This window comes from Persicobacter diffluens (assembly GCF_036244895.1).
Classification (GTDB): domain Bacteria; phylum Bacteroidota; class Bacteroidia; order Cytophagales; family Cyclobacteriaceae; genus Persicobacter; species Persicobacter diffluens.
Map to the genome: position 1 here is coordinate 231,284 of NZ_BQKE01000006.1, position 23,836 is coordinate 255,119.

18 protein-coding genes are annotated in these 23,836 nt (G+C 41.1%); 12 read left to right on the top strand and 6 right to left on the bottom strand.

The features are described from left to right. Nucleotides 1–107: 107 nt before the first annotated feature. The 3 genes from AAA970_RS25760 to AAA970_RS25770 form a co-directional block, all read right to left on the bottom strand. Nucleotides 108–326 carry a hypothetical protein gene (locus AAA970_RS25760; protein ID WP_338239799.1) on the bottom strand — a complete coding sequence of 73 codons (219 nt, stop codon included), beginning with the start codon at nucleotides 324–326 and terminating at the stop codon, nucleotides 108–110. Between the two features lie 167 nt (nucleotides 327–493). Continuing rightward, complete coding sequence (locus AAA970_RS25765) at nucleotides 494–1,621, bottom strand: transposase (RefSeq protein WP_338235849.1); 1,128 nt, start codon at nucleotides 1,619–1,621, stop codon at nucleotides 494–496. 367 nt (nucleotides 1,622–1,988) lie between these two features. Further along, nucleotides 1,989–2,855 carry an AraC family transcriptional regulator gene (locus AAA970_RS25770; protein ID WP_338239800.1) on the bottom strand — a complete coding sequence of 289 codons (867 nt, stop codon included), beginning with the start codon at nucleotides 2,853–2,855 and terminating at the stop codon, nucleotides 1,989–1,991. A 131-nt stretch (nucleotides 2,856–2,986) separates the two neighbouring features. On the opposite strand from AAA970_RS25770, the gene AAA970_RS25775 reads away from it, so the two are divergent. The 6 genes from AAA970_RS25775 (at nucleotide 2,987) to fbp (ending at nucleotide 10,898) form a co-directional block, all read left to right on the top strand. Continuing rightward, on the top strand, nucleotides 2,987–4,015 hold the full coding sequence (locus AAA970_RS25775) for an L-rhamnose/proton symporter RhaT (protein ID WP_338239802.1): 1,029 nt from the start codon (nucleotides 2,987–2,989) through the stop codon (nucleotides 4,013–4,015). A gap of 35 nt (nucleotides 4,016–4,050) precedes the next feature. Then, nucleotides 4,051–5,337, top strand: coding sequence for an L-rhamnose isomerase (locus AAA970_RS25780; protein ID WP_338239803.1), 1,287 nt, complete (start codon nucleotides 4,051–4,053; stop codon nucleotides 5,335–5,337). A gap of 341 nt (nucleotides 5,338–5,678) precedes the next feature. Further along, the gene (locus AAA970_RS25785; protein WP_338239804.1) at nucleotides 5,679–7,058 is read left to right on the top strand and encodes an FGGY family carbohydrate kinase; all 1,380 of its coding nucleotides are present in this window, start codon (nucleotides 5,679–5,681) and stop codon (nucleotides 7,056–7,058) included. A gap of 4 nt (nucleotides 7,059–7,062) precedes the next feature. Then, nucleotides 7,063–8,217 carry an iron-containing alcohol dehydrogenase gene (locus AAA970_RS25790; RefSeq protein WP_338239805.1) on the top strand — a complete coding sequence of 385 codons (1,155 nt, stop codon included), beginning with the start codon at nucleotides 7,063–7,065 and terminating at the stop codon, nucleotides 8,215–8,217. 49 nt (nucleotides 8,218–8,266) lie between these two features. Beyond that, on the top strand, nucleotides 8,267–9,550 hold the full coding sequence (locus tag AAA970_RS25795) for a class II aldolase/adducin family protein (RefSeq protein WP_338239806.1): 1,284 nt from the start codon (nucleotides 8,267–8,269) through the stop codon (nucleotides 9,548–9,550). 340 nt (nucleotides 9,551–9,890) lie between these two features. Beyond that, entirely contained in the window at nucleotides 9,891–10,898 is a 1,008-nt protein-coding gene (gene fbp / locus AAA970_RS25800; RefSeq protein WP_338239807.1) for a class 1 fructose-bisphosphatase, read from the top strand. 150 nt (nucleotides 10,899–11,048) lie between these two features. Here the strand turns inward: fbp and AAA970_RS25805 are convergent, their stop codons facing one another. Beyond that, nucleotides 11,049–12,176 carry a transposase gene (locus AAA970_RS25805; protein WP_338236619.1) on the bottom strand — a complete coding sequence of 376 codons (1,128 nt, stop codon included), beginning with the start codon at nucleotides 12,174–12,176 and terminating at the stop codon, nucleotides 11,049–11,051. Nucleotides 12,177–12,565: 389 nt separating this feature from the next. After that, entirely contained in the window at nucleotides 12,566–13,597 is a 1,032-nt protein-coding gene (locus AAA970_RS25810) for a LacI family DNA-binding transcriptional regulator (RefSeq protein ID WP_338239808.1), read from the bottom strand. A 342-nt stretch (nucleotides 13,598–13,939) separates the two neighbouring features. On the opposite strand from AAA970_RS25810, the gene kduI reads away from it, so the two are divergent. Then, complete coding sequence (gene kduI / locus AAA970_RS25815; RefSeq protein ID WP_338239809.1) at nucleotides 13,940–14,776, top strand: 5-dehydro-4-deoxy-D-glucuronate isomerase; 837 nt, start codon at nucleotides 13,940–13,942, stop codon at nucleotides 14,774–14,776. A gap of 43 nt (nucleotides 14,777–14,819) precedes the next feature. Then, on the top strand, nucleotides 14,820–15,611 hold the full coding sequence (locus tag AAA970_RS25820; protein ID WP_338239810.1) for a gluconate 5-dehydrogenase: 792 nt from the start codon (nucleotides 14,820–14,822) through the stop codon (nucleotides 15,609–15,611). 545 nt (nucleotides 15,612–16,156) lie between these two features. On the opposite strand, the gene aldA is transcribed toward AAA970_RS25820, so the two are convergent. Next, nucleotides 16,157–17,623, bottom strand: a complete 1,467-nt coding sequence (gene aldA / locus AAA970_RS25825; RefSeq protein ID WP_338239811.1) for an aldehyde dehydrogenase — start codon at nucleotides 17,621–17,623, stop codon at nucleotides 16,157–16,159. Between the two features lie 1,039 nt (nucleotides 17,624–18,662). Between aldA and AAA970_RS25830 the strand changes: the two genes are divergently transcribed. The 4 genes from AAA970_RS25830 to AAA970_RS25845 all read left to right on the top strand — a co-directional run bounded on the left by AAA970_RS25830 (nucleotide 18,663) and on the right by AAA970_RS25845 (nucleotide 23,795). Next, the gene (locus AAA970_RS25830; RefSeq protein WP_338239812.1) at nucleotides 18,663–19,433 is read left to right on the top strand and encodes a (Fe-S)-binding protein; all 771 of its coding nucleotides are present in this window, start codon (nucleotides 18,663–18,665) and stop codon (nucleotides 19,431–19,433) included. Further along, nucleotides 19,423–20,799 carry a lactate utilization protein B gene (locus tag AAA970_RS25835; RefSeq protein WP_338239813.1) on the top strand — a complete coding sequence of 459 codons (1,377 nt, stop codon included), beginning with the start codon at nucleotides 19,423–19,425 and terminating at the stop codon, nucleotides 20,797–20,799. The genes AAA970_RS25830 and AAA970_RS25835 overlap by 11 nt, the downstream gene beginning before the upstream one ends. Next, nucleotides 20,777–21,361, top strand: a complete 585-nt coding sequence (locus AAA970_RS25840) for a LutC/YkgG family protein (RefSeq protein WP_338239814.1) — start codon at nucleotides 20,777–20,779, stop codon at nucleotides 21,359–21,361. The genes AAA970_RS25835 and AAA970_RS25840 overlap by 23 nt, the downstream gene beginning before the upstream one ends. 847 nt (nucleotides 21,362–22,208) lie before the next feature. Then, the gene (locus AAA970_RS25845) at nucleotides 22,209–23,795 is read left to right on the top strand and encodes a BNR-4 repeat-containing protein (protein WP_338239816.1); all 1,587 of its coding nucleotides are present in this window, start codon (nucleotides 22,209–22,211) and stop codon (nucleotides 23,793–23,795) included. The last annotated feature ends 41 nt before the right edge of the window (nucleotides 23,796–23,836 follow it).

The window sequence follows — 23,836 nt, forward strand, 5'->3', positions numbered from 1 at the left end:
AAGGATTTAGCTTTAGGCTAAATCCTTTTTTATTCATCATAGGTGGTATGATGGCGGTGTATTCAAACTCCAAAATTCAAAATAGATCCTGCGGATATTAATATCTTCTAAGATTGCTCACCCTTTAGCCTTTTTTGCTCCGCAATCGCCCAGGCTTTGTTCTCCTCCGAGGTCATTGGTCGCATTTCTCCAGTTTCATTTTGCATCAGAAAGGTGGAGATATACAGCGGTTCTTTGGGGAATTTTTCTCCTTCCTTTTGCATTTTTTCTAAAAACAGATCCAAATTCTGATAAAAATAAGAATTGATTAAATTATCAGGAATCATGCCGTTAAGTTTTTCTGCCTCCGCAATATTGGCAAAGGTATCCTTCTCAAAATCTATTCTTTTTGCGGACTGATAATCAGCTTCTGCTACGGATTGAAGTGCCGTAAACTTCTCATCATCACTACCGGAAAGCTGATAAGATTTAAATAATGCCGCTGATCATACAGCTAGACATTTATTGATTTGGGGCAAATTTTCCGATCATGGCTTAAGAAGTGAATCAGGATATACTCGCCCCAATTTTCTATTCTGTAATCAGCTTCTGCGATGCATTCGACTCCTTTTCGAAAAACGGAAATGGATCTGTACCTTTTACCATTGGCATAAGTTTTCAGACGAACATTTTTGTACTTTTTTAACCCATGAGCTATGGATACCGAATATGCAAAAACGACAATAGCCATCATTAACCGACATCTATCTGCTCCCTGAACATTCATTTTTTCAAGGTCAAAACCATTGGTCTTCAAATGTCTGAAACATGTCTCAATTTGCCATCGCTTCCGATAGTCCTCAGCTACTTTATATGCGTTTTTAGATAGATTTGTCAGAAGGAAAATCACAGGTTCCTTTTCCGCATCTTCACTTTTCTTGATGACCATCCGGCAATTGTCTCCGGCTTCAAACTTCATCTTAGCGGACATCGTTTTGCCCTTCACCTTACTATTTATGACTTTTGAAATCATTTGCGCTTTCGTCATAGATTTTTCATTCCACTGATTCTTAAAGTTGCATTCTTTTACCCGAAGCACATATTTAAAGCCGTTATCCTCAAGGTATTTGATGAATTTCTGTCCTGCGTATTCACGATCAGCCAAGAGAATTTTGCCTTCAAGATTGAATAACTTTGACGCCTCTTCAAGCAACTGAATTCTTTCTTCCTGATTACTGATGCCCTTCTTTTCCAGATTCATGAAATAGATCGGCACCGCTACTCCATTATACAAAATGGCCAAGGTCATGAAATGAAAAGTACGATCCCCTTGCGTCCAGCTGGTGCCATCGACCATCAAAAAATCCCCACCTTTGTGCATATGCATGGCGGATAATTGCAATAGATCACTCCATAAATGGGTGTCAGAATATTCCGTAAATATGCGGGTTAAGCGTTTGTAATGGCCAGAGGCGGAAGTACGCTGATTATCTAAAATGCTACCGATGGAATCTTTCACTTTATTAAGACAAACGGTTCCTTTTCGGATGATGCCTAAACTTAGGGCGAGTACATTTTTCCAGCAAGCTTTACCCCATTTTGGAAATTCTTGCGTAAGTTTGCTGTGAAGCGAATTGAACATAGATCTTTGTTGGCGTTGGAACCCAAAGTTACTATTGTTGATTCGCTTTTTACGTTTTTAGGCAAAAATGTCTAGCTGTATGGGCCGCTGATGATAAACCGGTTTTAATATCAACGATAAACCAAATATTGAATACAAGTTCAGTATTTTTCATAGTGTTCTTATTCTAAAAAAAGTCCTACAATACTAGTGATAAATGAGCAAAAAGGAGCTGTTGTGAATCATTTTAATAGCAAAAGTAAATTGTTGAAAATTAGCCAAAAAATGCATAATAGTGACAGATCTGAAATTTGTTGAGTACCTGATTTAGGCCTGAAAAACCATCGTTTTAGTTTTTCAGCCAGTTTGAGGCGGATTATTCATGCTCTTAATTTGATCTGAGTTGAGAAGGGCTTTGCCCCGTTTTTTGTTTAAATAAGCGGCTGAAGTAATGAATATTCTGAAAGCCCAGCATATAGCTGATTTCTTTCACGGATTTATTCGTGCTCAGGAGTAATTCTTTCGCTCGTATTAGTTTTAATTGTAAGTGATACTGGTGAGGGGACAGGCCGGTAAGATTTTTAAATATTCTTCTGAAATAGTCAAAACTGATGCAGTGCTTTTCACACAGCGCTTTTAAGTCTACCTCTCCGTCTACATTCGCTTTTATTTGAAATTTAGCCTGATCGATTAATTTTTCAATGGGCTTTCCCTTAATGGGTTTTTGTCGGTTAAAGGCCCTGACATATCCTAATAATTTCAATACCAGACCGGAAGCGATTTGCTGACAGGCAGGCAGATCATTTTTCAACAGGTCTGCAATTTTTTGATAACACTCCAGTATTTCTTCATGGTGCCCACATTGTATAAGCCAGGAGCTTTTTAAGTCAAAGGTTTTGGCAATGAAATGCGGGACAAGCGCTCCGCTGATACCGATATAATTCTCGGTCCAGCCGGTAGATTTTTCGGGTCGATAGCGATGCCATTCTCCCTTGGGAATAATCATCAGTGTGCCGGATTGAATCGGATATTTACCATAATTATTCTCCAATATCCCCTGACCCTCTGTGATATATATAAATTGGTCTTCATTTAATATCCTTCCTTTTTCCCATGTAAAATAATAGCCCAGGGGATGATCCTTCGCAGGATAATCCATCCCCTGCGTGAGTATCGCTTTACCTACCACATTTAAGCACATTCCCCACGCATGATCCTCTTCACTGATAGTGGTATAGATTGAATAGTCTTCCATAAAAGTTCAAAAAGTATAAATGATTGCTCATTTTGTGTATTGAGATAGCCTTGGCTTCCTGATACATTTGGTATATCAAAGAAAACAAATTCTTGGATTTATATATTTTTTGAAGCGTTAATTTTTTTATCATGAATGAATTTGGTGCAATTGGGTTAATCGCTGTTGGAAGTTTTGGAGCCGCCAGCTTCTATGTTCCATTGAATAAAGTACAAAAATGGTCATGGGAGGTTTATTGGATCATTCAGGGGATAGCGGCCTGGATGGTGGCGCCTTGGTTGTTTGCAGCCCTTACTGTTCCCACAGGAAACTTATTAACTATTTTAACGGAAGCTCCGGCAGATGCCTGTGCCTGGGCCATATTTTTCGGAATGCTTTGGGGAGTAGGAGGCCTTACCTTTGGCCTGAGTATTCGATATCTGGGCATCGCCATGGGACAAAGTATCGCCCTGGGTTTTTGTGCGGCCTTCGGTACATTGATTCCACCATTAGTGGCTGGGGAAAATTTGCTCAGCTCGAAAATGGGTATTCTGATGATTGCAGGAGTGGCGGTTTGTCTGTTGGGAATTTCTTTAATTGGTTATGCCGGTGCATTGAAAACAAAGGGTCTGAGTGTTGAAGAGCAGAAAGAAGCGGTGAAGGAATTTGCACTGAAAAAGGGACTATTAATTGCCTTTGTAGCCGGTTTAATGAGTGCAGCCTTTAGTTATGGATTTGAGGTAGGAAAGCCCATTGAAAATATTGCCTTAAAGTATGGGACCAACCCATTATTCCAGAGCAACCCAACTTTAATATTTATTCTTGCGGGTGGATTTATGACCAATTTTATCTACTGTATTTATTTAATGGTTCGTAATAAAACTTATCAGGATCTTTTGCAGATGCCGTTGAATAATAATTTATCCAATGTATTTTATTGTGTGGTGGGCGGAATGTTGTGGTTTTTACAGTTCCACTTTTATGGCATGGGAAAAAGCCAGTTATCTTCCGGATTTGCTCCTTTTGCATGGAGTATTCTAATGGCATTAAATATTGCACTGGGGAATTTGTGGGGAATGTTTTTGGGGGAATGGAAAGGCGTTAATTTCAAAACTACTGTCATGCTGATTCAGGGAATAGTGGTACTTATTCTAAGTACCTTCATTATCAGCTTTGGCTAATTTTTTTATATCATTTTTTATCAAATTATACAGTTATGTCTAATAAGGAACAATATATTCACGAGGCGTATGAATTAGCAAAAAAACAATATGCAGCCCTTGGGGTGGATGTGGAAGCAGCCATCAAAAAAATGGAAGAAGTAGTAGTGAGTCTTCATTGCTGGCAAACGGATGATGTGGGTGGTTTTGAAACCCCTGATGCCGAGCTTTCAGGTGGTGGCATTCAGGCTACCGGTAATTACCCGGGCAAAGCGACCAATATTGCTGAAATGCGTGCCGATCTGGAGAAGGCCATTAGTCTGATTCCGGGGAATTTGCGTCTGAATCTTCATGCCATTTATGGTGATTTTCAGGGAGAATTAGTGGATCGTGATCAAATTGAACCAAAGCATTTCCAGAGCTGGATTGACTGGTGTAAGGAGCATAATCTGGGTATGGACTTCAATGCTTCCAATTTTTCGCACCCCAAAGCTGATGGTGGTTTTACTTTATCGTCTAAGGATCCTGAAATTCGTGCATTTTGGGTGGAGCACCTGAAGCGTTGTCGTGAAATTTCTGCGGAGATCGGCCGTCAATTGGGCTCTCCATGTGTACATAATTCATGGATTCCGGATGGGTCGAAGGATATTCCGGTTGACCGGAATTCGCATCGTGCCTTATTGAAGCAATCACTGGATGAGGCTTTGTCGATCAAGTATGATGCAGACCATATGCTGGATGCTGTTGAAAGTAAGCTTTTTGGAATTGGTGCTGAATCCATGACGGTGGGGTCTCATGATTTCTATTTGGGATATGCCATCAAGAATAACACCTTGATTTGCCTGGATAATGGCCATTTCCATCCAACCGAAGAAGTGGGTGATAAGATTTCAGCCTGTTTACAATTCGTAGACCAGTTATTGTTGCATATGACCAGACCCGTTAGATGGGATTCTGATCATGTGGTGACGTTGAATGATGATATTAAGCTGATTGCTTCTGAGATTATCCGCAATAACTTTTTGGGGCGTGTAAAACTAGGTTTAGACTTCTTTGATGCATCCATCAACCGAATTGGTGCCTATGTAGTCGGAACGCGAGCGGTTCAAAAAGCTTTTATGATTGCGATGCTGGAACCAACGGAACAATTGGTTCGCCTGGAAGAAGAGGGTAAAGGCTTTGAACGCCTGGCGATGCTGGAGGAATTAAAAAGCAAACCATTTGGAGCAGTGTGGGATTACTATTGTTTAAAAATGGGTGTTCCGGCAGGGGAAGATTATATTCAGGATGTGCAGGAGTACGAGAGAGAAGTACTTGCGGCCCGTTCGCATGAGTTAGTTTAATCCATAGCTTTTTATCAATAAGGGTTCCCTTAGCGTGTGTTAGAAGATCCAAATTCCCTAAGAAAATTAGATTAATGCCGCAGTGATATCCGGTTATTTTGAGCGGATAGCATCTGCTATTGTTGAAAAATAATCTAAAATCACAGCTAATAGTTGGCGTTTGTTTTGTTTGGTATGACTTTTAACACACGCTTAAATATCAAAATTACTCGAATTAATTTTTGACATCATAGTCGATAGCTCATCATTAATGAATCATTCAGTCGGTCCCAATTTATATGAATTGAATTTATTGGGTGAGCAATATTTTGATCGGGGAACCCTTTTTAACAGCTTTCGATATGCAAGAAAAAGTAATCGCAATATTTGATATTGGTAAAACCAATAAAAAAGTATTACTGTTTGATAGTGCCTTTCAATTGATTCATCAGGAAGAAAGCGTTTTTGCTCCTATTCAAGATGAGGATGGGGAAGAATGTGATGATATTCAGTTGATCACAGACTGGATGGAAGCAACGCTTCAGCAGCTGATTGATGAGGGGTATTTAATTGCCGGGGTAAATTTTTCTACCTATGGAGCAAGTTTATTACATCTGGATCAGAATGGAAAGGTCTTAAGTCCTTTATACAATTATCTGAAAGAAATTGACCAGAGTGTTCAGCAATATTTCTTCGATAATTATGGGGGAAGTGCAGCATTTTGCCGGAGAACTGCCAGCCCGGCATTAGGTGCCATGTTGAATTCCGGCGTTCAGCTATTATGGTTGAAAAACCAAAAACCTGAAATCTGGAGCAAGAGAGTGGATAGTTTGCACTTTCCTCAGTATTTATCTTATTATTTCACCAAGCAACTTTGTGCAGATCCTACTTCTAATGGTTGTCATACGTTTTTGTGGGATTTTGATCAGATGGAATATCACCCATGGTTGCAGCAGGAAGGGATCATTTTTCCATCGCCTTTACCCAATAGCACCTGTTTTCCGGTAAAATTCGGGGGGCAGGAAATTCTTTTCGGAATCGGTATTCATGACAGTTCAGCGGCTCTGGTTCCGTATTTAAGTTCAGAAAAAGAGGCCTTTGCATTAATTTCTACCGGAACCTGGTGCATTAATATGAATCCTTTTAACAACGAGCCCCTTACAGAAAATCAGCTGAAGGAAGATTGTCTTTGTTTCTTAACTCCGGAACAAAAACAGGTGAAGTCCTCCAGGGTTTTTCTTGGTCATTTTCATAATGTCTGGACGCAAAGGCTAAGCGAATATTTTGAGGCGGATCCTAAATTTTATAAAGTATGTGATGCTTCTGAACGCCAAATAGCGGAGGTAAAAAATATGTTTTCTAAGGAATTATATTTTTTCCCTTCAGGAACGGAAGCGGTAGAGGAAGCGCTGAAGCAGGTCGATCTATCGGTCTTCAAGAACATTGAAACCGCCTATATCAGACTGGTGTCGGAATTAGCCACCCTTTGTGTGAATGCCATTCAGCATATTTTACCGCAGCAGGACGAAACCAAAAAATTCTTTGTAACTGGTGGCTTTGCCAGAAACCCCATTTTTATTAAAGAAATAAAAACGGCTTTCCCTGAGAAAAGAATTTGCCTTTCTGAAATAGATAATGCCAGTGCCTTAGGGGCGGCCCTGGTGCTCGCACCTGCCTTGAGAGGATTTAGTACAGATGCTGTTCAGTTGGAAAAAGAAATTTCTGAAGCGGAAAAGGTATAATTTTATGAATACTTCAAGAAGAATATATTTACCACCATTAAGTATTGTGGGGCCGGATGCCCTTCAGGATCTGAAATCAGAGTTGGAGGAAAGCACTTTTCAAAAAGCTTTATTGGTGACCGATAAAATACTAGCGGACATTGGGCTTGCCGGAGAAGTAGAGCAGATGCTTTCGGCGGCAGGTCTGGAGTATGAGCTGTTTACCGATGTAAAGCAAAATCCCACCGTGGAAAATGTACACAAGGGTTTGGAAAAGCTTCAGCAAAGTGCCTGTGATTGTATCATTACCCTTGGAGGCGGATCTCCACAGGACTGTGGGAAAGCCATCGGGATTTTAGCCACAAATGGAGGAAATATCCGAGATTATGAAGGTATTCACCAATCAGCAAAACCTTCTTTGCCCATAATTGCCATTAACACCACCGCCGGTACGGCCAGTGAAATCACGATTAATTATGTGATCACTGATGAGGAACGCAAGGTGAAAATGGTGATGGTAGATAAACATTGCCTGGTTCAAATTGCGGTAAATGACCCAAAGCTGATGATGAAAAAGCCAGCGGCTTTAACCGCTGCTACGGGTATGGATGCGCTTACGCATGCTATAGAAGCTTATATCACCAAAGGGGCTTTTGAGTGGTCAGATACCCTTGCATTAAAAGCCATTAATCTAATCTCAGAAAGCCTGGCAGATGCCGTAGCGGATGGAGACAACTTAGATGCCCGTTCCAAAATGGCCTGGGGACAATTCATTGCAGGGCAGGCTTTTTCCAATTGCGGCCTGGGTTATGTGCATTCCATGGCTCATCAGTTGGGGGGAACCTATGATTTACCTCATGGGGTGTGCAATGCTATTTTATTGCCACATGTCATTTCCTTTAATGCGCCTTCTTGCTCTGAGAAATTAGGAAAAGTCGCGGAGGCTATGGGTTATTCCATTGAAGGGCTCAGCTTAAAGGAACAGGAAGATTTGCTCATTGAGGCGATCAATAAATTATCTAAGGAAGTGGGAATTCCTGCAGGACTAAAGGAGTTGGAAGTTAAACCGGAGGACTTTTCATTAATGGCCGAAAATGCGCTGAAAGATGTTTGTACCGGAGGGAATCCAAGAGAGGTGAACCTGGAAGAAACGGTTCAAATATTTGAATCGGCCTATTAATATTCGGTTCAATCCTTCATAATTAGATTAACAATATAAAAGATATATAATGAAAACTAAATCAAATACAGATCCCCGGTCACATATTGTACAGGTGATTACTAAAATCTACCTGGATGGGATGACCACCACTTCCGGCGGGAATATTTCCCTTTTGGATGAGGAAGGAAATATGTGGATTACTCCTTCCGCTATTGATAAAGGAAAGCTTACAGCAGAAGATATTGTTTGCGTGAAAAAGGATGGATCCATTGAAGGTAAACATAAACCTTCCTCAGAATATCCATTTCACCGTGCGATTTATGAAGCCAGACCGGATATTAAGTCGGTAATTCATGCTCACCCACCGGCATTGGTGACTTTCAGTATATTAAGGCAAATTCCGGATACTTCCATTTTGCCACACGCCCAAGAGGTTTGCGGTTCCATTGGTTATGCGGACTATGCCTTGCCCGGAAGTAATTTATTAGGGGAGAAAATTGCGCAAAGTTTTGCTGCGACGGAAGATATGGCCGTGATCATGGAAAACCATGGAGTGGTTTTGGGTGGTTCAGATCTTAGCGATGCCTATGCAAGATTTGAGATGCTGGAGAATTGCTGTGATATTATTTTAAAGGCCAAAGCCATTGGTTCCCCGAACTTTCTTTCCGAAGAAAAAATTTCGCAACTTAAAGCTCAAAAACAGTTAGCTGTCAATACCACTGCATCCTCTCCAAGTGAAGCTGTGGATAGTAAAGCAGAGGTGGTTGAATTTATCCGTCGGGCAAACAGACAAAAACTGATTTCGGGTTCTTTTGGGGCCATTTCTGTACGAACTGCCTCTAATAACTTTATCACTACCCCCTCCGGTATTCCATTTTGGATGATAGAGGAAAGTGATTTGGTAGAGATTGTAAATGGAGAAGTTTTGGGCAATCAATTGCCTTCAGATGTTGCCGTTCTTCACCAGGAAACCTTCATTGAAAATCCGGAGATTAATGTGATCATCTCAGCTCAATCTCCCAATTTAATGGCTTTTGCCAGTACAGCTAGAAAGTTTGATGTCAGAACTATTCCTGAAAGCTGGATCTTCTTGCAGGATGTTCCCTGTCTTTCTTTTGAGGCAGCTTTCTCAGGGAATAATACTTTGGCGTCCACTTTTGCAGAAGATACGCCGGCGGTCTTGGTCGCAAATCATTCGTTCACAGTTACCGGTAAGACGATTTTACAAACCTTTGACCGACTGGAGGTTGCAGAATTTTCCGCTAAGTCTTTAGTAGCAGGTGCTCACATGGGTGATCTTGTCCCTATTGGTGACGAACATATTGAAGACCTAAGAGAGAAATTCTTATAGTTTTTTCGGGCGTGTTAGAAAGCCCGAATTCGCTATGAAAAATGGATTATTACGGAAGCGATCCTTGGTTGTTTTGATTGAATAACATCGCTATTGTTGAGAAATAGCCCAAAATCGCTTCCCATAATTCCAATTTACTTCGGAGGATTGGAAATTCGACATGGCACGCCTGTTTTAATACTTTTTTGGATCAGGGAACCCCTCACTTTTCCTGTATTTACTAAGTGCTATTGTCACAATAACATATATAATATAAAAAGAGAAATAATATAGATGAGGATAAATCCGGCCCAACCGGTGCTCCTAATTTGTATCACCCTCTAACTAAACAGCACAACAAATGGCCCCTCTCCCTAAAACCCTGGAAAAATTTACGGCGCCTATCGGAACTCCGGTAGATCGTTTTATCTCAGAAAAACAAGAGCATTTCCCATATGCAAAAGGGGAGTTGTCCCAGCTTCTGCGGGATATTGTTTTGGCATCCAAAGTGATAAATCGTGAAATGAATCGGGCAGGATTAACGGAAATCAGGGGACATGTAGGAGCGGAGAATGTGCAGGGAGAACAGCAACAGAAATTGGATGTTATCGCAGATTACCGTTTTCGTATGGCGCTTCAAAAGGGGGGCGAAACCTGCGCCATAGCCTCGGAGGAAGAAGAGGATATTATCGATACCCAACATTATTACTCCAAATATGTGGTGACGATTGACCCGCTGGATGGAAGCTCTAATATTGACTCTAATGTTTCGGTAGGGACTATTTTTTCCATTTACAGAAGGGTTTCGCCCATAGGAACGCCTCCGGTGAAGGAGGATTTGTTACAAAAGGGCTCCCGACAGGTCGCCGCCGGTTATGTTTTGTATGGCACCTCGACCATTTTGGTTTATACCACGGGTCATGGCGTAAATGGCTTTACTTATGATGGCTCCTTGGGGGAATATTTCCTGTCACACCCCAACATTACTTTCCCGAAAGAGTCGAAATTCTTTTCCGTGAATGAAGGGGGCAGCAATACTTTTGATAAAAAGCTCTCTGATTTTTTACAATACTGCAAGGATGAAAATTACTCCGGAAGGTATATTGGCTCACTGGTGGGGGATTTTCACCGCAATTTATTGAATGGGGGAATCTATCTTTATCCGGAGTCTGGACAATATAAGCAGGGGAAATTACGCCTGTTGTATGAATGTAACGCGCTGGCTTTTTTGGCTGAGCAAGCCGGAGGGATAGCAACAAATGGAATAGAGCGGGTATTAGATATTAAGCCGGAGGCGCTGCATGAACGGACGCCATTTTTTGTGGGTTCTAAAGGCTTAATGCAAGAGTTAGCAGATTACCTGACCTAAACCGAATGATGTAGACATAGGCCGCGATATTCCCGCTTAAACCCTCTTTTAGCTGCTGGCGCGAAAATGAAGGAGCCGATGCCTTTTTGCGTTTTTGTGATGAGTCAGCGTAATCAGGTGCAAACAAGCCTGCCCAAATTGGGCATACAACTAGACATTTATTGATTTGGGGCAAATTTTCCGATCATGACTCAAGAAGTGATTCAGGATATACTCGCCCCAATTTTCTATTCTGTAACCAGCTTCTGCGATGCATTCGACTCCTTTTCGAAAAACGGAAATGGATCTGTACCTTTTACCATTGGCATAAGTTTTCAGACGAACATTTTTGTACTTTTTTAACCCATGAGCTATGGATACCGAATATGCAAAAACGACAATAGCCATCATTAACCGGCATCTATCTGCTCCCTGAACATTCATTTTTTCAAGGTCAAAACCATTGGTCTTCAAATGTCTGAAACATGTCTCAATTTGCCATCGCTTCCGATAGTCCTCAGCCACTTTATATGCGTTTTTAGACAGGTTTGTCAAAAGGAAAATCACAGGTTCCTTTTCCGCATCTTCACTTTTCTTGATGACCATCCGGCAATTGTCTCCAGCTTCAAACTTCATTTTAGCGGACATCGTTTTACCTTTCACCTTACTATTGGTGACTTTTGAAATCATTTGCGCTTTCGTCATAGATTTTTCATTCCACTGAGTCTTAAAGTTGCATTCTTTTACCCGAAGCACATATTTAAAGCCGTTATCTTCAAGGTATTTGATGAATTTCTGTCCTGCATATTCACGATCAGCCAAGAGAATTTTACCTTCAAGATTGAATAACTTTGACGCCTCTTCAAGCAACTGAATTCTTTCTTCCTGATTACTGATGCCCTTCTTTTCCAGATTCATGAAATAGATCGGCACCGCTACTCCATTATACAAAATGGCCAAGGTCATGAAATGAAAAGTACGATCCCCTTGCGTCCAGCTGGTGCCATCGACCATCAAAAAATCCCCACCTTTGTGCATATGCATGGCGGATAATTGCAATAGATCACTCCATAAATTGGTGTCAGAATATTCCGTAAATATGCGGGTTAAGCGTTTGTAATGGCCAGAGGCGGAAGTACGCTGATTATCTAAAATGCTACCGATGGAATCTTTCACTTTATTAAGACATACGGTTCCTTTTCGGATGATGCCTAAACTTAGGGCGAGTACATTTTTCCAGCAAGCTTTACCCCATTTTGGAAATTCTTGCGTAAGTTTGCTGTGAAGCGAATTGAACATAGATCTTTGTTGGCGTTGGAACCCAAAGTTACTATTGTTGATTCGCTTTTTACGTTTTTAGGCAAAAATGTCTAGCTGTATGCAAATTGGGGCTACTATCAATCAAAGAAAATAAATTGAAATTATATTACTTGCGCTCAGTTAAAAAAACATAGCGGTGAATAATTCGGCTTAGAGCATATTTAAAAACACACCATCTGGCTGCAAATTCGAATTAATGGAAGGTATTTTGGATAATTTCTCAACAATAGCGCTGCTATTTTCTCAAAATAATCGGGTATCGCTTCTGCAATAATCAAATTTTCGCTACGAATTTTGGTTTTTAAACACGCTTTTAAAGTACAAATTGCTTAGGGCAAACCAATAAATGCTGTGGTGAATAATTCGGCTTATTTTACCTTACGTGAAGATTCCCGAATAATGATTTCACTCTTCAGAATAGCGGTCTCACTCAAATAGCTGGCGACCTTTTCTTCAATTTGTAGTAATATTTTTCTGGTGACGAGTTTTCCCATTTCATAGGCCGGTTGATTGACCGTTGTCAGAGAAGGGGTAATTAATTCCGAAACGGGTTCGTTACTAAAGCCGACCACCATTACTTCCCCAGGAATTTGAATCCGTTTTTCTTTTAGCGCTTTGATAGCCCCAAAAGCCGCCATATCATTCAGCGCGTAAATCGCATCAGGTACCGCTTTCTTTTCCAACCATTTTTTGACGGCCAAATAGGCAGGTTCGGTTTTTAAATCGGTATTTAAAATGGAAAGATGCTCGTTTATATCATAATCATTTTTTCGAAAGCTCTCTTTAATGCCCAAAATGCGGTTTCTATAGATCGAAGCAGACTCCGGCCCGCTTAATACTAATATCTTCCGGGCACCTTGTTCTAAAAGATGATCACACAATTTTTCCGCTGTTTTAAGATCATCCATAATGACTTTGGTCGTCTCTAAAGATTCTGCATAGCGGTCAAAGAAAAAAACGGGTATATGCTGGTCAAGCGCCTTTTGCAGGTGATCAAACTCCCTGTCCTGCATGGCAGGTGAAATAATAATGCCATCCACCCGGCTTTTTAACAGGGCTTCTACACTGTTGATCTCCTTTTGAGTTTCATCCTTTGATTGGCAGATGATTACATTATAGCCCTGTTGCTGGGCAATGTCCTCAATACCTGCAATCACCGTCGAAAAAAAATAGCGGGAGATATGTGGAATAATGACGCCTATCGTTTTTGATTTGCTCGTCCGCAGGTTTGCGGCCAAATGGTTGGGCTGATAATCGAGCTCCTTCGCTTTGGCTTTGATCTTTTCCTTGGTTTTACTGGAAACCCGTGGGTGATCGTTCAGTGCTCTTGAAACAGTCGAACTGTTTAGATCGAGTGCCCTGGCAATATCATGTATAGTAGTCGCTTTTTTGATTTCCATCCTTTTTCGCTTGCTTTGATCTTTAGGAGCGTGTTTAAAAGCATAACATCCGCCTACAAATTCGAATGATGGAAGCGATTTTGGATCATTTTTCAACAATAGCGCTGCTATTCACTCAAAATAATCGGGTATCGTTTCGGTAATAATCAAATTTTCACTTTTAAACACCCTCCAAAAGTAAGCAGGAAATTTTTAAAAACGCGCAATCGATTGTTTTTTTGTGAAATTTGCCTGCTGACATTTGGAATGATCCGAATAGATCCTCTATATTTAGGATATAGGGGAGCGACTTTCCTCATTTTTAAGAAATAGTGCAATCGATTGCCAAAAAATATAATTTTTATGAAATACGAAGTAAGATATTCCACTCATCCACAGGATGCCAAAAATTACGACACGCAAAAATTACGTGATCAGTACTTGATTACCTCTTTATTTGAGCAGGATGAGGTGGTGATGGTGTACACTTTTGAGGACCGCTTTATTGCCGGTGGCGCCATGCCGGTAAATCAGAAACTAAAATTGGAAAGTTTTGATCCATTGAAAGCGGGTTTCTTTCTGGAAAGAAGAGAAATGGGCGTGGTGAATATTGGGGGAAAAGGGCAGGTGATTGTAGATGGTGTGGCACATGCGCTTGATTATAAGGAGGCATTATATGTTGGAAAAGGGAAGGAAGAGGTTTATTTCGTAAGTGAAAATCCAGAGCAGCCAGCCTTCTTTTATATCAATTCTACGCCTGCTCATCAGGCTTTTCCAGTGCAAAGAGTTAGTCGGGAGCAAGCAGTAAGAATTGAATTGGGTGCAATGGAAACCGCTAACCATCGCATTCTGAATAAGCTTATTGTCAATGAGACGGTGGAAACCTGTCAGTTACAAATGGGGATGACCGAGCTTCAGCCAGGAAGTGTTTGGAACACCATGCCCGGCCATGTGCATGATCGTAGAATGGAGGTTTATCTGTATTTTGAAGTGCCGGCGGATCAGGCGGTTTGTCATTTTATGGGAGAAGCACAGGAAAGCCGACATATCTGGATGCATGATAAGCAAGCGGTTATTTCTCCGGCCTGGTCGATGCACTCTGGTTCCGGTACTTCTAATTATTCTTTCGTTTGGGGTATGGCAGGTGAGAATCTGGACTATGGGGACATGGACATTATTCCAATAGTGGATTTAAAGTAATTTTTAAGCAATAAAACAATCGATTGCCAAAACAAACGATGCTATGAAAAACGACTTATTTGATTTAAGTGGAAAGAATGTTCTGGTTACCGGAGGCGCACATGGATTAGGGATGGCGATGGCGGAAGGATTGGCCGCAGCCGGAGCTCAGTTAATTATTAATTCCAGATCCTCGGCGAAATTGGATGCTGCCAGGGAAATTTACCTGGAAAAGGGAATTCATGTTAAAACCTATGCTTTTGATGTGACGAATGAGGAAGAGGTGAAGGAGTATGTGGAGAAAATTGAAACGGAGGTTGGGGCGATTGATGTTTTGATCAATAATGCCGGAATCATTAAAAGAGTTCCCGCTTTAGAGATGGAGGTTAGTGAATATCGCGAAGTAATTGATACCGATTTGGTCGGTCCATTCGTGATGTCCAAATATGTAGGCCAACGGATGAAGGATCGTCAGGCAGGCAAAATCATCAACATTTGTTCGATGATGAGTGAACTCGGCCGTAATAGTGTAAGTGCTTATGCTGCCGCAAAGGGAGGGTTAAAAATGTTGACCATGAACCTTGCAACCGAATGGGCCAAATATAATATTCAGGTCAATGGAATCGGGCCTGGTTATTTTGCCACCAGCCAAACAGCTCCAATTCGTGTTGATGGTCATCCGTTTAATGAATTTATTATTAACCGTACGCCTGCTGCCAGATGGGGAGATCCCTCCGATTTGGCTGGAACGGCGGTTTTTCTGTCTTCCAAAGCGTCTGATTTTGTAAATGGTCAGATTGTCTATGTTGACGGCGGAATTTTGGCGACCATTGGTAAGCCTTACGGAGAGGATTAACCCGAATTATTCACCGCTAAATTTACGGAGTAAACACAAGTAGTTTATAATCAGGTGAATAAAAATCGTTGTCTTAGGTTTAAAATAGCCCATATTTGGGCAAGCTTGCTTTCTCCTCATTCATCTGTTTGGTTGGAAAAAACTCAAAATAGGAAACTATTCCTTGATTTTTCCCGGCTTACAGCTGAACGAGGATTTAAGCAGGAATAATACGCCTTAAGAGGTTGTTGAAAAGCCAAAATTCGTGACGAATAATTATTACAGAAGCGATACCCGATTATTTTGAGAGAATAGCAGCGCTGTTGTTGAGCAATTATCCGAAATCGCTTTCAATAATTCGAACTTGAAGCCGGATGGTGTGCTTTTAAAATGCTCTAAACAAGCTCCAGGTGTTATCCTGAATTATTTCTGCTTGGCGTTTTTTCAAGCAAGCAGCGAAACAAGCTCTCCCTATTTAGGCAATAAAAAAATCAAAAAAACCACTCTAAACATGTTAATATTGATGTTATAGAGTGGTTTTTGTATTTAGGGATAAATAATTCAGCTTAATTTTGCTGTATATACATTACCTTGGTTTGAAGATACTCTTCCAGCCCATGTTTTCCGTCTGCTCCGCCAATACCTGATTTTCTGAATCCGGAATGGAAGCCCTGTATAGCTTCAAAATGCTCACGGTTGACATAGGTTTCTCCAAATCGTAACTCTTTGGTTGCTCTTAATACTTTATTGATATCATTGGTGAAGATAGAAGAGGTAAGCCCGTATTCACTATCATTGGCAAAATCCAATGCCTGATCAAAAGAACTTACTTTCATCACCGGCAATACGGGGCCGAAAGTTTCCTCCTGAATGATTTCACTATCCTGAGCCACATTCGTAATCAGCGTGGGTTGATAATAATAGCCTTTGTCAAAATCAGGATGTGGCTGCCCTCCGCACAGAATCTCTCCTCCCTGTTCCACAGCGCGCTTCACCATGGCGTCAATGTTTTCCAATTGTTTTTTGCTGATTTGTGCACTCATATCGGCTTTTTCGTCCGAAAGGGCATCACCGACCCGAACCGCTTTCATGGCCGGCACCAGCTTCGCCATAAAGGCGTCATATACTTCTTCCTCTACATATACCCTTTCAGCACAGTTACAAACCTGCCCGGAATAAATGACTCTGGAATCAATAATGGCTTTAACCGCAAGATCCAGATCCGCATCTTTACATACAATGGCCGGCGCTTTTCCGCCTAACTCAAGAGATACCTTGGTAATATTTTTGGATGCGGCCTCCATCACTTGTTGTCCGGCACCAACTGAACCGGTGAGGCTGATAATCCCTACATCCGGATGTTCACACAGTACCTGCCCTACTTCACTACCAAAACCGGAAAGAATACTTAATATACCTTTAGGGAGTCCGATATTTTCAATCAGTTGTGCAAATTCAAGACATACCATTGGGGTTTCCCGGCTTAATTTCACAATACAGGCATTACCGGTAAGCAGGGAAGGGGCAATTTTACGAGCCATTACGAAGAAGGGGAAGTTCCAGGGACAAATGCCCACAGCAATACCAATCGGTAGTTTATGGAGCATCATCTGCTCACCCGGGCGGTCACTTTGAATAATCTCACCTTCATAGGAACGCGCCAATCCGGCATAATAATCGTAATAAACTGCGGTAACATCGATTTCCACCTGTGCTAGGCTCAATACTTTTGCCTGTTCTGCGGCCAGGGTTTCCGCTAGCATAATGCGGTTCTCCCGAATTATCTGCGCCATTTTTTTTAGATATTCCGCACGTTCAACCGCAGGCAATAATCCCCAGCTTGTTTGTGCAGCCTTAGCCTCCTGTACCGCTAAGTGCGCCTCTTCTGTTGAACATCTGGGAGCCATGGCAATTACCTCCTCCGAACAAGGGTTTAATACCTCAAAATGTTGTGCAGTATCGCTCATTTTACCAGCAAGTAGCTGTTGATAGGTTTTAACCTCCTGTCCGATTATTGTGGTTTGTTGTGACATAGTAATAATTAGATTTTAAAAAGTATATCAAGTTTTAAAAAAACAATAAGGTCTTATATATTAATCTACTTCTGCTCAATCCAAAAATCGAGTTAGGACTGAGCAGAAAGAGGGATTATGGTATTACTTAATATTTCCAGGGTATAATGTATCTTTATTCAAAATTTCGTATCCGTTAAAGCATGTTTAAGAGCCATAATTCACAGTGAAAACTTGATTATTTCAGTAGCGATACCCAATTATATTGAACGTATAGCATCGCTATTTTTGAGAAATTATCTAAAATCGCTTCCAATAATTTGAATTTGAAGCTGAAGGGCGTGATTATAAACACGCTCTAAATCAATAGTATACAATCGAAATGTAAATCGGAACAGATTATAGTAGTTTAATGAATATTATAAGTTTGACATCGTAGGGTTATATACAAATGTAAACAGTTGATATTATTCAAAAATGATGATTTATTTCAGGGGAACGGGAGTTGTCCAATGGTAATTCATTTTTCCACCTTTTAATTTAATGCTTTTCAAGCAAGGGGTGGTTGCCCTTAATCCATTAATGGAATATAAATCAAATTTCATAAAAAATAAAAAGAATGGTCATTAAAAAATTATTTTCTGTAGCTAGGACCCTGATTTTGGATGATAATACTCACAAAAGAAATTGGAGTGCATTTTTTTTTAGTTAGGGAGCCTGAAGGCAATATTTTAAGATAATGAGGTAGCCGCAGCAGAAAGAGGTAAAATCGTCTTTTTTAATGGAAAAATTGCCTACTAATTGCTTGAAAGTGTCGGCATATTAGTTTTTTCTTTAAATTGATGTTAGCGGAATAATTTGGCGAGTCACCAAATACTGTACTCCTTCGGGTAAAGTATGAGGCTTAATTTTTAAGCTTGAGATAGTGATTAGTTTTAAGTTTTACCTGTTATGGGCTAACCGAATTTTATTCCGGATTAATAAGTTAGGAGATGACTATTTTTTCTACTAATGGTATTTGCACCTTCAATGAGGGTGATTCATTTTTATTTTCATTGTAATGAATATTGGTCTTTTTATTCCATGTTATGTGAATCAGTTTTATCCGGAGGCAGGTAAAGCTACTCTGGAGATATTAAAACATTATGGAGAGGTTCATTATCCTTTTGGTCAAACCTGTTGCGGACAACCGATGGCGAATGCCGGATGTGAAAAGGAGGGGCTTGGGGCCTTAAAACTTTTTTATAAGCACTTCCGGGACTTTGACTATATCGTTGGGCCCTCGGCCAGTTGTGTATTGCATATTCGGGAACATGGCGCAAAGCTCTTTCCTGAGGCAAAGGATATGCTTCCAAAAGTTTATGATTTAACCGAATTTCTGGTAGATGTGGTTCGGGAGAATGATTTGGAGGCTTATTTCCCGCATAAAGTTATTTTGCATAAATCCTGCCATGGACTAAGGGGAATGCGCCTGGGCCCATGCTCTGAGCGCGTGATGAATCAACCGTCAAAGCAAGATTCACTCTTGCAGCAGGTAAAAGGGATTGCTCTGATGCCACCTAAAAGAAAAGATGAATGCTGCGGTTTTGGCGGAACGTTTAGTGTGGCAGAGCCAGAGGTTTCTGTCAGAATGGGAAAGGACCGGCTTAAAGATTATATTGATTCGGGGGCAGAATATATTACTTCAGGGGATATGTCATGCCTGATGCATTTGGAGGGTATTATTCAGCGAAATCAATTACCGATAAGGGTTATACATTTAGCAGAAATATTGAATAGTCCGACCTCACCGATGATTCAAACCACAAAATATCATGTCAATGAAATTTAAAACACATCAGGAGGGCGCAAAAGTCTTTAATCAAAATCCGGATCGTGTAAGTTGGCATGATCAGGCATTATGGTTCGTGAGAGAAAAGCGGGACAAGGCCGCTCATGGCATTCCGGAGTGGGAAGAATTAAGGGACAAGGCCTCACAGATTAAGGCCCATTCCTTATCTCATCTGGAGCAATATTTGGTGCAATTTGAGCAGCAAGCCATCGCCAATGGGATTCAAGTCCATTGGGCTGCGGATGCTGAAGAACATAATACGATTGTTCATGGCATTCTGTCCAGGCATAAAGCGACGAAAGTTGTCAAGAGTAAATCCATGCTGACCGAGGAGTGCGGTTTGAATCCATATTTGACAGCCCAGGGAATTGAGGTCATTGATACGGATTTGGGAGAAAGGATAGTACAATTAGCCAAAGAGCATCCCAGTCATATTGTATTGCCGGCCATTCATAAAAAGAAAGAAGAGGTGGGCGAGTTGTTCCATGAGCATTTGGGTACAAAAGCCGGCGCTTCTGACCCCACTTATTTGACAGGGGCGGCACGGGAACATTTGAGAGATAAATTTCTAAATGCAGATGCAGCCATTACCGGGGTCAATTTTGGAATTGCAGAGACGGGAGGATTTGTGGTTTGTACCAACGAGGGAAATGTGGACATGGGCGCAAATTTGGCCCCCGTGCACATTGCCTGTATGGGCATTGAAAAACTGATCCCAAAGGCGGAGCATCTAGGGGTATTTTTGCGACTATTGGCCAGATCAGCCACCGGTCAGGCGATTACCACCTACAGTTCTCATTTTCATCGTCCTGCTGAAGGAAAGGAATTACATATTGTACTGGTGGATAATGGCAGGACGGAACAATTGGCCCGAAAGGATTTCCGGAAATCCCTGAATTGTATTCGCTGCGGGGCTTGTATGAATACTTGCCCCATTTACAGGAGAAGCGGAGGACATAGCTATACTTATACCATTCCTGGACCAATAGGTGCAATTTTATCCCCCGGAAAAGATTTAAAAAAACATGCTTCACTGCCTTTTGCATCCACCCTTTGCGGCTCCTGCAGTGATGTATGTCCGGTAAAAATCGACATTCATCAGCAGCTCTATAAATGGCGGCAACTGATTATGTCGGAAACAGCCTATGATGCCGGTAAGCAGTTGGGCATGAAGGTGGCCGGAAAAGTGATGGGGCAGCCCGTGCTGTTTAAGTGGGCAGGGACTATTGGAAATGCATTGCTGAAGGGCCCGAGATCATTGATTTATAATAGTTTAAATACATGGGGCAGAGAGCGGGAACTGCCAAGCCCAAGCCAGACATTTGAAGCGTGGTATCAACAAAATGAAGAAGAAAATGTCCAGTAAATCTAAAATTTTAACCGCTATTGCAGCCGCTAAAGCCGCACCCCAACCGCTGCCGAAAATGAACAATTATGCGGGATTATCAGAGGATAAATGCCAGTATTTTTTGGATGCATTGGAAGGTTTGGGTGTAGAAGTCATTATGGCGAACCACAAACAGGAACTTGTTTCCCTGATCAAGCAGCGGTCGGTTGAGGGCCCCGTTTATTGTGGGATAAAGGATATTGGTGTAACCGCTCTTGCTGAGGGGCAGGACTTGTCCTCCTTAAATCTTGCTGTGGTGGAAGGTAAATGGGGAGTAGCAGAAAATGGCGCGATTTGGGTAGAAGGGGATGATTTGCCTCACAGGGCCTTAACGGCCATTGCCACCAATCTGATGATCGCTTTGCCTTCGGATAGGATATTGTGGAATATGCATGAGGCCTATCAGAAAATTGCTCCACAGCAGCAGGGCTATGGGGTTTTTATTTCCGGTCCTTCAAAAACCGCAGATATTGAGCAGTCCCTGGTGAAAGGGGCACATGGTGCTAAAAGCCTGACCGTTTTTATTTATAATAAGGAATGATGATTTGGGGTATTTGAAAATAAATTAAAATACCCACTTGTTGACTAAATAGTGTGTTTAAAAGCCAAAATCGTCTCCAATAATTCGAATTTGCAGCCGGATGGTGTGCTTTTAAACGCGTTCTAAGCTAAATGCAATAGCCGGTATCAAATAAGTCTATTCTATGGCTGATGCCGGCCAAACCTAATCTATACTTTTGCGAATACCTTTTTTTGATGCCCTCTTGATTTCAGGTTTATTGCTTGTGTTCAGGAGGGCTTTTTGTTGCCTTTGCATCTGGACTATGCATAAATCCGTTAACGTATTTTTAGTTCATTTCAAACATCTTTTTAGATTTTACTAAGCCTTAAATCGGGTTGGTTGGCTTTCTCCTCAATCATCTGATTCGTAAGAAATAATTGTTAATTCCCGCCTTGCCGCCAAACGAAGATTTAAGTATGAATACTCCGGGCTAAGCTTTCTCCATGTGCAAAATGTCACTATAATACTATTCTTATTGGAGATAATAAATGTCTGCTAAATGCCTTTAGAAGATTATCTGAAATTCAAAGCAGTAAAATAGTTTAGCTCGGAAAATTGAAAAGTAAAATAGTCCGAATCTGTGGTAAATCTATGCAGCCTGCGTTTTTTCAGCTGTTTATAATCGCTTATTCGGGTAAATTATAATGTAGTGATTTTCAGTTTGATATTGATTTTCAGAAGGCTTGTATAGCCATGAGAAGCCTGATTATCCATTCAGTGATTTTGGCTTCAAAAATTCGATATAGATATTTTTAATAAAGTTGCTCAATTTTCATTTTATTTTTTTTATAAAAATGAAATGGGCGTATACCTCAAATTTTTTATTATGATAAAGCTCAATTTACAATTATTCCTTTTTTTAATCGGTTTTGGTGCTTTTGCTCAGTCGGCGAGTTATAACAAAACCACGGTGGTTTCTGATTGCTGGAAAACGAACCCGGTGATCGCCACTGCTACCCAACAAAATTCCATAGCGGTTTTTGAGAATTTTGTCTACATGGTTTACTATAATACCGATAGGTATTTGTGCATTGCGCGTAGCGATAATTATGGGGACGGAGGCTGGAAGACCATACAATTGAATCATCGTTACGAACAACGAAATGGAGTATGGGACAGTCATAATACGCCCAATATTATCATTTCGCCCATTGATAAGCGGATCCATCTGTCCTTTGATATGCACAAGCATGAATTAAGGTATATGCTTTCCTGGGCCAATACAGCGACCATAAGCAATGATCAATTCACGGCAAGCCGGTTTAGTTCAGTACGGAATTATATGGAAGCCAATAAAACCATTATTAAGGATGTGACTTATCCCCGTTTCTTTGTAGGCAGAAATCAAAATCTTTTCTTTATGTACCGCAAAGGTGGAAGTGGCAATGGAGATACCTATATGGTCAAATATAATAATGATGCTACCTGGGATCAACCTTTTGAAATTATTGATGGTAATGTTGGAACGCATAATGGTAGCAGTAGTCGTTGCGCTTATTTTAATGATGTTCAGTTTCATGCCGGTAAAATTCACCTTACCTGGGTATGGCGGGAAACACCTGACGCGACTACCAATCATGATCTCATGTACGCCTATTCCGGTAATGACGGCCAATCTTGGAAAAACTCCCAGGGGGAATATCTTTCCATGCCCATGAACCTGAATAGCCCGGGCTTAAAAGTAGCCACTATTGAGACCAATACCGGTTTGACAAATCATAATGGCGCTGCAGTAGATGGTGATGGTAATATCCACAGCATCCTTCGTATAAACGGATCCTATTATCATTATTTTGGGCTCAAAGGAAGTGATGGTAATTTCACATGGACTAAACAATTAGCGGCTACCTTTTCAGGTGACCGGCCCAAGTTATACTGTGACCGTAGTACCAATACCCTTTATTTGATGGTCAGGCAATCTTCCAGTCTGAAGCTTTTTGCCACTTCATCAAATAATAGCAAGTGGAATCAGTGGAAAGAGGTCAAGTCTTTTGCTGATAAATTTACTTCTACTACGAATAGTATTATTAATACCGCTGGAAATGAATTGCTGACCATGGCCGTTTCCTCGGATGAACGGCTTCAATTAATCAACTGGGCTTTAACACCAGCATCCGGCGCGGCTTCCCGTACGGGAGAGATCCCTTCTCCTTTTTTGTTGGAAGAGGAAAACCGGAAGGAGGCAGTGCTTTACCCTAATCCATGTCAGGCGTTTTTTAGCCTGAGGTTGGAAGATTGGGAATCACCCGATATCACCATGTTTGATCAGTCAGGCAGAATGGTTTATAAGGAGGAAGCTGTAGCGGGAAGCCATGAGGTTGCTGTCGAAAAATTTCCCCCGGGTATTTATTGGGTTCATGTTATTGATCGCAAAGGCGATAAAACATTCAATCAGCGGCTAATCATAGAATAAGAATAGCACATTTCCCACCCATAAAAGGGTGGGATTTTTTT

Coding starts and splice junctions, on each gene's coding strand:
- AAA970_RS25785 (WP_338239804.1), top strand. CDS start 5,679: ATGCAAGAAAAAGTAATCGCAATATTTGATATTGGTAAAACCAATAAA.
- AAA970_RS25770 (WP_338239800.1), bottom strand. CDS start 2,855: ATGGAAGACTATTCAATCTATACCACTATCAGTGAAGAGGATCATGCG.
- AAA970_RS25840 (WP_338239814.1), top strand. CDS start 20,777: ATGAAGAAGAAAATGTCCAGTAAATCTAAAATTTTAACCGCTATTGCA.
- AAA970_RS25835 (WP_338239813.1), top strand. CDS start 19,423: ATGAAATTTAAAACACATCAGGAGGGCGCAAAAGTCTTTAATCAAAAT.
- AAA970_RS25780 (WP_338239803.1), top strand. CDS start 4,051: ATGTCTAATAAGGAACAATATATTCACGAGGCGTATGAATTAGCAAAA.
- AAA970_RS25765 (WP_338235849.1), bottom strand. CDS start 1,621: ATGTTCAATTCGCTTCACAGCAAACTTACGCAAGAATTTCCAAAATGG.
- AAA970_RS25845 (WP_338239816.1), top strand. CDS start 22,209: ATGATAAAGCTCAATTTACAATTATTCCTTTTTTTAATCGGTTTTGGT.
- aldA (WP_338239811.1), bottom strand. CDS start 17,623: ATGTCACAACAAACCACAATAATCGGACAGGAGGTTAAAACCTATCAA.
- AAA970_RS25795 (WP_338239806.1), top strand. CDS start 8,267: ATGAAAACTAAATCAAATACAGATCCCCGGTCACATATTGTACAGGTG.
- AAA970_RS25805 (WP_338236619.1), bottom strand. CDS start 12,176: ATGTTCAATTCGCTTCACAGCAAACTTACGCAAGAATTTCCAAAATGG.
- AAA970_RS25790 (WP_338239805.1), top strand. CDS start 7,063: ATGAATACTTCAAGAAGAATATATTTACCACCATTAAGTATTGTGGGG.
- AAA970_RS25775 (WP_338239802.1), top strand. CDS start 2,987: ATGAATGAATTTGGTGCAATTGGGTTAATCGCTGTTGGAAGTTTTGGA.
- fbp (WP_338239807.1), top strand. CDS start 9,891: ATGGCCCCTCTCCCTAAAACCCTGGAAAAATTTACGGCGCCTATCGGA.
- AAA970_RS25820 (WP_338239810.1), top strand. CDS start 14,820: ATGAAAAACGACTTATTTGATTTAAGTGGAAAGAATGTTCTGGTTACC.
- AAA970_RS25760 (WP_338239799.1), bottom strand. CDS start 326: ATGATTCCTGATAATTTAATCAATTCTTATTTTTATCAGAATTTGGAT.
- AAA970_RS25810 (WP_338239808.1), bottom strand. CDS start 13,597: ATGGAAATCAAAAAAGCGACTACTATACATGATATTGCCAGGGCACTC.
- kduI (WP_338239809.1), top strand. CDS start 13,940: ATGAAATACGAAGTAAGATATTCCACTCATCCACAGGATGCCAAAAAT.
- AAA970_RS25830 (WP_338239812.1), top strand. CDS start 18,663: ATGAATATTGGTCTTTTTATTCCATGTTATGTGAATCAGTTTTATCCG.